Raw genomic sequence first — 12,244 nt, forward strand, 5'->3', positions numbered from 1 at the left:
GCTAGCCTGTGAAGCAAGATAACATTAAAAGCGTAGTGGGCTTATTCAGTCTCGTTTAAAAAGAAGAAAATAAGACTGAGTTTCTTTTTGCCTCTTTCACATTTTATATTTTATCAATCGGAGCAAATGCTGCTAATAAGCGCTTAATACCTTTTTCTGGAAAAGCGACGTCTAGTTCTAAGTCTTTCGCGCTACCGCCAACTCGAACAACTGTGCCTGTTCCCCACGCTTTATGTCTGACTTTATCCCCTGCCTGCCACGCCATTGATTCTCCACCACTGGCAACTTTATCTGTTACAGGTTGTTTCGTAGGCTGGGCATAGGCCGGTTTAAATACTTTGGGTTCAAACGTTCTTGATGGTGTTTTTGGTGCTGCAATCGATCCTTGTAAATCTAATAGTTCTTCATCGATTTCATCTAAGAAACGACTTGGACGATTATATTGTGTTTTCCCATATAAGGTTCTTGAAAACGCATTGGTGATAAATAATGTTTCTTCTGCACGAGTAATACCCACATATGCAAGTCGGCGTTCTTCTTCTAATTCGCTTTCTTCTAACATCGCACGTGATAATGGGAAGACACCTTCTTCTAGTCCAATCAAGAAAACAACTGGAAACTCGAGTCCTTTTGCTGCATGCAATGTCATTAAGGTCACTTGAGACGTGCTCTCTTCTAAATTATCTAAATCAGACACTAACGCCAAATCGTTTAAAAATACTGCTAGTTTTTCTTCTGGAGCATCTGCTTCTTCTTCACCTTGACGTTCATATCGTTTATCAAATTCTTGGGTAACCGTTAAAAATTCATCCAAGTTTTCTAAACGTGCTTGAGATTCTAAATTATTTTGTCTCACTAATTCTTCACGATACCCACTACGATCGAGCACTTCTTTCACTAGTTCAGTGATAGTTAAATACGGAATCATTTGTGTCAAATCTTGAATCATCATGCCAAAGCTGCCTAACTCTTTTCCTGCTTTTCCTGAAATATTTGCTAAATCCACATTTTGAGAAGCTTCGAGTAACGACCAGCCGTGCATCTGAGAAAAGCTTCTTAATTTTTCAACAGAGCTTTTGCCAATACCACGTTTTGGTTCATTCACTACACGCTCAAAACTAAGTGAATCCATAGGGTTAGAAATAATATTTAAGTAGCCTAAAATGTCTTTGATTTCTTTGCGATCGTAGAATTTATGTCCGCCGACCATCGTATATGGAATATTTGATTTTAGTAACATTTCTTCCATTACCCGTGATTGGGCATTCGTACGATATAAAACAGCAAAATCTCCATAAATGCGTTCGTTTTCACGCATTTCTTTTTGGATTTGGCCTACGATAAATTGTGTTTCATCTCGTTCATTGTCGCCTCGATAATAAACAATCTTTTCGCCGTCATTATTTTCTGTCCATAATTGTTTATCACGACGATTACGGTTGTTTTTGATCACATTATTCGCTGCATCTAAAATTTTCTTAGTTGAGCGATAATTTTGTTCCAACAGGATGACAGACGCATTTGGATAATCTTTTTCAAAATCCAAAATATTCTGCATATCTGCTCCACGCCAGCCATAAATACTTTGATCGGCATCGCCCACAACACATAGATTTTTAAAGCGCTCCGCTAGCATATTGACTAAGGTGTATTGAGCATGATTCGTATCTTGATACTCATCTACATGGATATAATGAAACTTATTTTGATAATAATTCAATGAATCTGGATGTTCGTTAAACAAACGTATTGTATTCATAATCAAATCATCAAAGTCCATACACTGATTGTTTCTTAATTCTTTTTGATACATTTTATAGCATTTTGCAACAACTTCTTCATACGGTGTGCCTTGCAATTCTTCAACCTTTTCAGGTGTCTGCAACTCATTTTTAGCATTACTGATCGTGCCCAGAATCGAGCGAGGATCGTATTTCTTTATGTCGATATTTAGTTCGTTTAAAATACGTTTCATCAACGTTCTTTGTTCAGACGTATCGATGATCGTAAAATTACGATTATAACCTATATGGTCAACATCGCGACGTAAAATTCGTACACACATCGAGTGAAACGTCGAAACCCAAACATCGTTTCCACCGACTTCTAATAATTTCCCAACCCGTTCTCTCATTTCTTTTGCGGCTTTATTAGTAAATGTGATTGCTAAAATATTCCATGGATTCACATCTTTTTCTTCAATTAAATAGGCAATACGGTGTGTTAGAACTCTCGTCTTTCCGCTGCCTGCTCCCGCCATAACCAATAAAGGCCCTTCTGTATGTAGAACGGCTTCTTTTTGTCTCGGGTTCATACCTTGGATCAAGGCGTTTTCTTGTGCCATCATCAACGTCCTCTCTCTTTTTTCAATCTTATACATTATACCAAAAATAGGAAGAAAATTCTTTAATAATGATGGAATTTTGTAGAACAATATTTCTTTTTGATTTGACGAGTATCTTTTGATAAACGGGAAAGATAAATCGTTCTGTTTTAACGATTGGTAAATAGATGATTGAAGAAAAAATCTCACTCGATAAAGAGTGAGACTCAAAAAAGCGAAGTTTTGGTGTTGCCAATTGTTATTTCAATCCACTCACTCAATAAAGAGTGAGACGGACTACATAATGACCTATGTAGCCATTTTTTCCCATTTCAATCCACTCACTCAATAAAGAGTGAGACCGTTTCAATTTCTGCTAAAAAGTAATGTTATGGCAATTTCAATCCACTCACTCAATAAAGAGTGAGACGACTTATAGCCTCGCTGGAATGTCCAGCGCCCCCAATTTCAATCCACTCACTCAATAAAGAGTGAGACCTAGATAAGCTGCAAGAACAGCTAGAGCGGAAGTTATTTCAATCCACTCACTCAATAAAGAGTGAGACAAACGAAGAATTTAATCCGGAAATGTTTTTAAAAATTTCAATCCACTCACTCAATAAAGAGTGAGACTAAAAGTAACTTCCTTTATTTGGATGTTAGTTCCATTTCAATCCACTCACTCAATAAAGAGTGAGACAAAAATGACTGATAAGCATTTCACTATGATTGAATTTCAATCCACTCACTCAATAAAGAGTGAGACCCTGATTTTGTTGTTTAAGCTCTTGGTCCTTGTTTTATTTCAATCCACTCACTCAATAAAGAGTGAGACGTTCTAACTCAAAAGCAATTGCATCACTTTCAGCCTATTTCAATCCACTCACTCAATAAAGAGTGAGACCCATCAAAAGAAGGCGGTCTAAATATGATAAAACATTTCAATCCACTCACTCAATAAAGAGTGAGACGGTTTTCTTTATTGGTTTAAGACTATTTTTAATATTTCAATCCACTCACTCAATAAAGAGTGAGACACAATCATTTCTTGTTCATTAGCGCTGTGTACAATATTTCAATCCACTCACTCAATAAAGAGTGAGACTAGATTTATCTGTTAAACGCTCTATAACGGCGTATATTTCAATCCACTCACTCAATAAAGAGTGAGACAGTCTGACGTTATGATTCGCTTTTATGATAAGTTGATTTCAATCCACTCACTCAATAAAGAGTGAGACTGGATATCTTTCTAATGAATGACAAATTACAAGAGATTTCAATCCACTCACTCAATAAAGAGTGAGACGTCGCCGAAACGATTTTCCCCCACGCACATATTATTTCAATCCACTCACTCAATAAAGAGTGAGACAAACAGGTATCTCCGTCTTCATTAGTTAATTCCATTATTTCAATCCACTCACTCAATAAAGAGTGAGACCTTCCCGGTAGCTGACAGGCATCAATTGGAGATTATTTCAATCCACTCACTCAATAAAGAGTGAGACGTAAAAGTAGGATGAATGTTAGTAGAGCATCTACAGTATTTCAATCCACTCACTCAATAAAGAGTGAGACCGTGAAAAGGGACGAAATATATACATATCTGTCACTTTCCAACCATAATCATAGTAAAAAATGTGAATTCAATGAGAAATAATCGCTTTTCCATTCCATTATTACCAAGAAATTGGTGCGGATCCCCTAGCGATTTCATGTGCACTTATTATTCGCACTTGAACTATATATAAACTCTCTCTCTAATTATAAGTATTCTAGTAACAGAAGTCACGGTTAATTTCAAAAAATTATCTTCTTTTCTCTATAATTGTCTATTCAAAGAATCATAAAATAATGAAATCAATGTCCCCAAGCTATCGATGTAATGCATCCATTTTCCAAGCTCACCATTCCAATAGTCACCGACCATCAATAAATCCGTTTCTTTCCTTTTATTTTATGCAATTTTTTACTATTCCAGTCAAATATTACCAATGCTTGCCATCAGTTGGAAAATACCATTCAAATTCTTGCACTATTCTGCAAATATTCATACTTATCTCTATAATCTTACCTCCACTCGTTAGGCAAAAGAATAATCATCTTAGTCAAATGATAGAACTCTAAGTTTGAAACACCTAGATTGATTGTTTTTATTTGAAAATGAATGTTTTTGACCGTTTTAGATTGCATCTACAAATTAAGTGTGCTATTATAATCAATGAAAAGAGGTGTGAAAATGCTTACAGAGGAAAGACATCAAGCCATTTTACGTTTATTAGATCAACAATCTGTCGTCAAATCTCAAGAATTATCTACTATATTAAATGCCTCTGAATCGACTATACGTCGTGATTTACAGGAATTAGAAAATGCAGAATTATTAGAACGCGTTCATGGTGGCGCAAAACGAATTTTAAATTTAGGCTTTGAACAAGATATGACTGAAAAAACAGTCAAAAACACGCAAGAAAAACAGATTATTGCTTCATTAGCCGCTCAATTTGTTCATGATGGTGACGTTATTTATCTGGATGCAGGATCGACCACTTTGGAGATGTTGCCATTTTTATCGGGCAAAACAATCACAGTTGTTACAAATTCAGTCCATCATGCTGCAAAACTTGGTGATTTAAATATCAATACCGTTATTCTTGGTGGATCGCTAAAACTTTCAACAAAAGCAATCACAGGCGCAACTGGCATGGAGCAGCTTAGTCATTTCCGTTTCAACAAAGTTTTCATGGGCATGAATGGTGCTCATCTTGAATTTGGTTTAACAACACCAGATCCTGAAGAAGCCGCTCTAAAACGTTTGGCTATTGCTCAAGCTGAAGAAGCATATGTCCTGATCGATCAAACAAAATTAAATAAAGTAACATTCACAAAAGTAACCGAACTTGAGGATGTAATCATTCTCACGAATCATTGTTCACCAGAATTATTTGAACAATTCCAGAAAAAAACAACGATCAAGGAGGCAATACAATGATTTACACAGTAACTTTAAATCCTTCCATCGACTATATCGTTCATGTGAACGGACTTAAACTAGGTGACCTAAACCGTATGAACAATGATTTTAAACTACCTGGCGGCAAAGGCATCAACGTATCCAGAATCTTAAAAAGAATTCAAGCTGAATCAACGGCACTCGGATTCTTAGGTGGCTTTACAGGTAATTTCATTTCCGACTGGCTGAAAAAAGAAAAAATCCAGACAAAATTTATCACAGTTCAAGAAGACACTCGAATCAATATCAAATTAAAATCAGAATCCGAAACTGAAATCAACGGCTTGGGGCCAGCTATCAGCAACGAAGAAATGCAAGACTTAAAACAAACTTTAAGTATGATTTCAGCTGGAGACATTGTCGTTTTATCAGGAAGTACACCGGCTACACTTCGAGAAGGTTTTTACGAAGAGCTAATTCAAATTATCAAAGACAAAGGGGCTGATTTTGTCATTGATACCACTGGTAAAGACTTATTAAATGCTCTACCGCAAAATCCTTTGCTGATCAAGCCAAATAACCACGAATTAGCTGAACTGTTTGATGTAAAATTTAAAACTATGGAAGATATCTTACCCTTTGGTGAACGTTTATTAGAAGACGGGGCACAGCATGCGATCATTTCAATGGCTGGTGATGGTGCTTTGTTATTCACTAAAAACGGTATCTATCGTTCAAACGTGCTAAAACGTCCCTTAAAAAACTCTGTTGGTGCAGGAGATTCAATGATTGCTGGTTTTGTAGGAACATTTGCTAAAAAAGAAGATCCGATTGAGGCATTTAAATGGGGGGTTGCCTGCGGAAGTGCTACTGCTTTTTCAGATGACTTAGCATCTATCGATTTAATCAATGAATTAATCTCAGAAGTAGAAATAGAAAAAATCAAATAGGATTACTCTTATTTCGCTACATTGGCTACACTATAGAAATAGCTCATTCAGCTTTTGCTTTGAAACATGATAGTGAAAAGTACAAGCTGAAGTGAAACGGAACACTGTTACTTATATATTTAGGAGGAAAAACAATGAACATCAAAGACTTACTAGTCAAAGACGTTATGATCATGGATCTGCAAGCTACTGATAAAAAAGCAGCCATTGATGAAATGGTTCAAAAAATGTATGATGGCGGTAGAATTTCTGATATTGACATCTATAAAGAAGGAATTCTAGCTCGCGAAGCACAAACATCAACTGGTCTTGGAGACGGTATCGCGATGCCCCATGCCAAAAATAGTGCTGTCAAAGAAGCTACTGTTTTATTTGCCAAAAGTAACAAAGGCGTTGATTACGAGGCATTAGATGGACAGCCAACCTATTTATTCTTTATGATTGCGGCTCCAGAAGGCGCAAATGATACTCATTTGCAAGCTTTAGCTGCCCTATCTCGCCTATTGATTGATCCTGATTTTGTTGCGAAACTAAAAGAAACAAAAACGCCAGAAGATGTTCAAAACTTATTTCAATCCGCTGAAGAAGCAAAAGAAGCTGAAGAAAAACAAGAACAATTAGAAGAAGCTTCCAATACTAATCACAATACAGATCGTAAATTCGTTGTGGCTGTTACTGCTTGTCCAACTGGAATCGCTCATACTTATATGGCAGAAGATGCGCTAAAGAAAAAAGCGAAAGAAATGGGCGTTGACATCAAAGTTGAAACGAACGGATCTGAAGGGATCAAAAATCGACTAACCGCTGAAGATATTGCTCGTGCTGATGGTGTTATCGTTGCAGCCGATAAAAAAGTTGAAATGAATCGTTTTGATGGTAAAGAATTAGTCAATCGTCCCGTTAGTGATGGGATTCGTAAAACAGAAGAATTAATTACGTTAGCAACTAGTGGGACAGCACCGACTTTCCATAGTTCTGAATCAGATACAAGTGAAGAGGATGGATCAGCTGACGGTTCAGTAGGTTCAAGAATTTACAAAGATTTAATGAATGGTGTTTCACATATGCTGCCATTCGTTATCGGTGGTGGAATTGCCATTGCCCTTTCATTCATGATCGACCAATTTATTGGTGTTCCACAAGACCAATTAAGTATGCTTGGTAATTATAATCAAGCAGCCTCTTGGTTCAATCAAATCGGTGCCGCTGCATTTGGTTTCATGTTGCCCGTTTTAGCAGGATTCATCGCTTCAAGTATTGCTGATCGTCCAGGATTGATCGTCGGTTTTGCTGCTGGTGCGTTAGCGAATACAGGTGGTGCTGGTTTCTTAGGTGCTTTGGTTGGTGGTTTCTTAGCCGGTTATGTCATTATTTTCTTGAAAAAACTGTTCAAAGGATTGCCTAAATCTCTTGATGGAATCAAAACCATTTTATTTTATCCGGTATTTGGTTTACTGATTACTGGTGGTTTAATGCTTTTAGTCAATGTTCCAATGAAAGTTATCAATGATGGATTAAATAATTTCTTATTAAGTTTAGATGGAACTAATGCTGCACTTTTAGGAGCCTTACTTGGTGGTATGATGGCCATTGACCTTGGTGGTCCGATCAATAAAGCAGCTTATGTATTTGGTACAGCATCGATTGCTGCCACAGTTACTGAAGGTGGAAGTATTATCATGGCATCCGTTATGGCCGGTGGTATGGTTCCTCCATTAGCTATTTTTATTTCAACCTTGATCTTTAAAAATAAATTTACACAAGACCAAAAAGACGCTGGTTTGACCAACTTAGTGATGGGCTTATCTTTTGTAACTGAAGGTGCGATTCCTTTTGCTGCAGCTGATCCATTACGTGTTATTCCAAGTTTCGTCGTGGGATCTGCATTAGCTGGTGGGTTAGTTGGAGGGTTTGGTATTCGCTTGTTGGCTCCTCATGGCGGTATCTTCGTAGCCCTATTGTTAAGTCACCCACTCTTATATCTATTGTTTATTGCCATTGGTGCAGTCGTTTCTGCAGTGATTTTAGGTATTGTAAAAAAACCAGTCGCTCAATAAATTTCTTATAACTACTCAAGCCTCAAATAATGTAGATTTCGGTCGCATTCATTTGAGGCTTTTTTCTTGATGAAAAACTTATCATTTTTTGGTCTATATCATTAGCTTTAAAAAAAATTCTATATTAAACTTATAAATAAGAAGTGCACATTCTTTACAAGTTAACTAGTTCATTTTTAACAAGGACACTATTTTTAAAATAATCAAGAGAGGATAACTATGATGATTTTACATTATAGCGGTTTTTATTATGAATAGATTATTAGGTAAAGTAATGTTGCTTACAGACGCCCAAAGTAGTATTGGTATTGCAACTGCTAAATCCGCTGCAAAAGAAGGAGCAATTGTAGTTTGTACAGCTAGACGTTTAGACAAGATCTCAACCGTCATTTCAGAAATAACGCAATCGGGTGGCATCGCAACTGCTTTCAAACACGATGTTAGCTCTAGTGGCAGCTGGCAAAAAGTCATTTCTAATACAATAAACAACTACGGAAAAATCGATATTTTAGTCAACAACGCTGGGGTTTCCTCCCCGAAAATGTTGTTAGATTTAACGAAGGAAGACTGGGAAAAAATTCAGGCTGTTGATATAAATAGTCTTGTTTTTGGTTTACAAGCAGTAATTCCACCTATGATAAAAAATGGTGGTGGCTCGATCATCACGATTTCTTCTCTGGAAGGATTAGTAAATTTATCGGATAACAATCCTTACGCAGCAGCCAAAGATGTTATTCGCTCACTTTCACTTGATGCAGCATTTGCATATGCTAAAGATAATATTCGGGTAAATTCAATTTGTCCTGGAGTTATTTATACGCCTATGATTGAAACTACTTTTCCAGCCATCAGTCCAAATTATAAAAAGTCCGTTCCATTTCCTTATATAGGAAAACCTGAAGATTTCGCAAATGGTGTTATTTACTTAGCCTGTGATGAAGCTAGTTTTGTAACTGGTGCTGAATTGGTGATAGACGGAGACCGTATTACAATGTAAATCACACCTCTATTTTGTAAATTAACAAAACCGAACAAATTCGTCTTTAGACTTTTCACATTATTTATTCAAATTTTAAGGGGCTGTCATATAACTTTTTTCGTTATATGACAGCCCCTATTAAAAAAACTACTCACTGATATCAATTGTCTGATTAAGTGTTTCTAAATAACTCGAATCCAAAAATACAACACGCAAATGGTTCTTAGCCTTTTGCAAATCAAAACGTGTCGATGCTTCTTTTTTCTTTAAATTACTTATATTCACATCACATAATTTCTCCCACAGCTCTTCGAGTGGAACTTGCTGAATCGCTTCTTTTGGCAGATAAAAACGCAAGACCGAAACAAACTCATCATATTTTTTATCCAAAACATCGATTTCTAAAAATTGTCGTATATAAAATTCATACGCGGAAAGTCCATCATCAATTGCCATTTCAGGATTCAACACACGATAATTCATCATCTTGCGACTTTTCTCGTCGATCCAAGGGAAATAGGCTTGCGCATTTAATATCCCTTTTGTACGGTTTACTCTATATTTTTGATGAAGCAGATCGTAACTTCTCGTTACAAAATACGTTGCATTTTTCTTTTCAACTGGTTGATAGTAATTATTTTGGTATTGAACCGTCTGTGTAACCTCTTTAACAAAAGCATATTCAATGTATGGAGCACGTAAAACACCCGTTCCATTATTCCAAGCCAATTGGTCATACCCTAGCTGATCTCTGAATAAACGTTGATACTTTAAATTAACGGGCATATTCCAGTTAAATGGATTTTTGAATAAAGTAACTTTGATGACTTGATTCACTATTTCCTCAACGGAATGAACTTGTTGCACTTCCAAAAAAATCGGTTTAGGAATAATTTGATAGTACAAACTTGAATAATACATTTTCCAACATGAAGTTAAACACAAACCTTTGAAATAAATATCATAACCAGCAAGTTGATTACAATCAACAATGATAGATTTTTTACTATCGTATCGTTTCGGTAGTTTAGCAATTTCACTATCTGTTTCGAATGTCCTTTTTTCGATATTTTCAACATTATTATATAAATAGTCATCCAATGACCTAATATACCCATAGAGGCCATTTTTAACCATACGAGTTTCACAATAATCTTCAATCATTTTTTGATTCTCGATAAAAATTGTGCCATCTAAAATCGTCCGTTCATGAAGCGCCAACTTAGAAATATGGAGTTGGAATTCTCCCCCTCGGCTGTTCACTTTGAGCCATAAATTTTCTTCTTCTGTAAGTTGCTGAATTTGATAAATCAAGGCTTGTAGATCAAATTTTTGCGATTCTTCCTCACCAAAGCGATAACTTTCAGGATTTGTCACGATACGCAAAAAACTTAACCAATCAAAAATATCTTGTTTCAATTCTTCTAAAGAAAAATCAGCCCGAGCGAATACCATATATATTTTCTCTGTTTTCTCCATTTGCTCCACCTCATTCCTTTCATTAAGTATAACGAAAATAAAGTCAGACTTCATCTAATATACTTGAAGAATCGAAAAGTTGCCTCTAAATAGCAAAAAAACATCTTTTTCTTTCGTCTGGGGAAACGATAGAAAGAAGATGTCTTTTTTTATGTGTGATCAATCGAGGATTTTTTTCTTCTCTCCCATAAAACAATTAATCAAATAAAATAAACTAGTGCCAATTCCTATAATGAGAATCGCTAAGTAAAATGCATAAATCTTTGATCCAGTGAGATCAGAAATTTTTCCTGTTAAAGATGGAACAATGACTGAAGCTGACATACCAAAAAAATTAAACACGCCGTACATTGTTGCAATGCTCCCTTTTGGTGCTGATTCTCCTAACCAAGAAATAATGATTGGCTCAACTGCTAACTTTCCAAAAAATCCGTATGCCATAATACCAACTACTAAAATCGTTTGATTTGTTGTCGTCACAGTGATCAACAGCACACTAGCCGCTACTATCTCAAGCAAGATAATCAATTGGACTTTCTTTTTAGGTATACCATCTGCGATCCGGCTAAAAATAAGCGCACCAGGGATTGCTGTAAAAAATACTAATGAAGAAGCTAGACCGACAGAAGTACCAGAAAACCCTTTTTCCGTTTCTAAAAAGTTGGGTAGCCACGTATCAATCAAATAGTAAGTATACAACGTTGAAAAATACAATATATACGCTGAAATCATACGCAGTTTAAAAAGCTCTTTGAGTGATGTTTGTTTTTTCACGTCTGCTTTTGTATTGTTTATAGTTTTTGGTTTTTCTATTCGAATAAAATAGAAAAACATAACCGTAGCTAACAGAATCAACATAACGGTTACAAAAATCAACGCTTGCCAAGGCAAGACACCCGTTCCAACTAGATAACTAGATGAAACCAGACCTAGACCGCTCCCTATCGCTGTTCCACTATTGACGATTGCTGTCGATAAGCTTCTTTTCGATACCGGTACATATTCAGAAGTTAATGAATACGCTACACCATAATAGGTACCACAACCTAATCCACCAAAAACACTTCCAATAAAGACCAGACCAATATTTTGTGCTACCCCAACAACCAATGCACCTAGACCAAATAATAAAAAACCAGGAATCAGAATTTGTTTTTTTCCTACTCTATCTACTAATATTCCTGAAGGTATTTGCATACAAACATAGCCTAAAAAATAGAAACTTGAAATATGACCAAGCTGAGCATCCGTCGCACCACCAAAATATTCACTAATAATCGGATAAATAGGCGTCAAAACTGTTCGATAAATCCAAATAACAATCCAACCAATCGTTAATATATAAATAATCTGTTTCCAATATGGCATTTGTCTGTTCAGTTTTTTTTGTCCCTCCATAGTTCACTCTCCTTGATTAAACTAAGCCACTATACGAGTCCTCATCACAAATAAGAAAGATCAGACATTAAAAACAACTATTTTCATGTCTGATCTCACTTT

At 36.0% G+C, this 12,244-nt stretch carries 7 protein-coding genes and 1 CRISPR repeat array; of the genes, 4 read left to right on the top strand and 3 right to left on the bottom strand.

What is annotated here, in order from left to right; all coding sequences use genetic code 11:
• Positions 1–103: 103 nt before the first annotated feature.
• Positions 104–2,344 (bottom strand): DNA helicase PcrA, encoded by a 2,241-nt coding sequence (gene pcrA, locus BCR22_RS13915; protein WP_069655538.1) that lies wholly within the window; start codon positions 2,342–2,344, stop codon positions 104–106.
• 240 nt (positions 2,345–2,584) lie between these two features.
• A CRISPR array of direct repeats spans positions 2,585–3,904; the repeat unit is 33 nt; unit sequence ATTTCAATCCACTCACTCAATAAAGAGTGAGAC.
• Positions 3,905–4,565: 661 nt separating this feature from the next.
• Here pcrA and BCR22_RS13920 point away from each other — a divergent pair.
• The 4 genes from BCR22_RS13920 to BCR22_RS13935 all read left to right on the top strand — a co-directional run bounded on the left by BCR22_RS13920 (position 4,566) and on the right by BCR22_RS13935 (position 9,283).
• On the top strand, positions 4,566–5,318 hold the full coding sequence (locus tag BCR22_RS13920) for a DeoR/GlpR family DNA-binding transcription regulator (RefSeq protein ID WP_069655486.1): 753 nt from the start codon (positions 4,566–4,568) through the stop codon (positions 5,316–5,318).
• Positions 5,315–6,229 carry a 1-phosphofructokinase gene (pfkB, locus tag BCR22_RS13925; protein ID WP_069655487.1) on the top strand — a complete coding sequence of 305 codons (915 nt, stop codon included), beginning with the start codon at positions 5,315–5,317 and terminating at the stop codon, positions 6,227–6,229. Before BCR22_RS13920 ends, pfkB begins: the two co-directional genes overlap by 4 nt.
• A 134-nt stretch (positions 6,230–6,363) precedes the next feature.
• The gene (locus tag BCR22_RS13930; RefSeq protein WP_069655488.1) at positions 6,364–8,286 is read left to right on the top strand and encodes a PTS fructose transporter subunit IIABC; all 1,923 of its coding nucleotides are present in this window, start codon (positions 6,364–6,366) and stop codon (positions 8,284–8,286) included.
• A gap of 250 nt (positions 8,287–8,536) precedes the next feature.
• Complete coding sequence (locus tag BCR22_RS13935) at positions 8,537–9,283, top strand: SDR family NAD(P)-dependent oxidoreductase (RefSeq protein ID WP_069655489.1); 747 nt, start codon at positions 8,537–8,539, stop codon at positions 9,281–9,283.
• A 129-nt stretch (positions 9,284–9,412) separates the two neighbouring features.
• Here BCR22_RS13935 and BCR22_RS13940 read toward each other — a convergent pair whose 3' ends face one another.
• Together BCR22_RS13940 and BCR22_RS13945 are read right to left on the bottom strand one after the other, a co-directional pair.
• Positions 9,413–10,744, bottom strand: coding sequence for a hypothetical protein (locus BCR22_RS13940; protein ID WP_069655490.1), 1,332 nt, complete (start codon positions 10,742–10,744; stop codon positions 9,413–9,415).
• 159 nt (positions 10,745–10,903) lie between these two features.
• Positions 10,904–12,142, bottom strand: coding sequence for an MFS transporter (locus BCR22_RS13945; RefSeq protein ID WP_069655491.1), 1,239 nt, complete (start codon positions 12,140–12,142; stop codon positions 10,904–10,906).
• Positions 12,143–12,244: the final 102 nt, after the last annotated feature.

Source organism: Enterococcus plantarum, from assembly GCF_001730295.1.
Taxonomy (GTDB): domain Bacteria; phylum Bacillota; class Bacilli; order Lactobacillales; family Enterococcaceae; genus Enterococcus_L; species Enterococcus_L plantarum.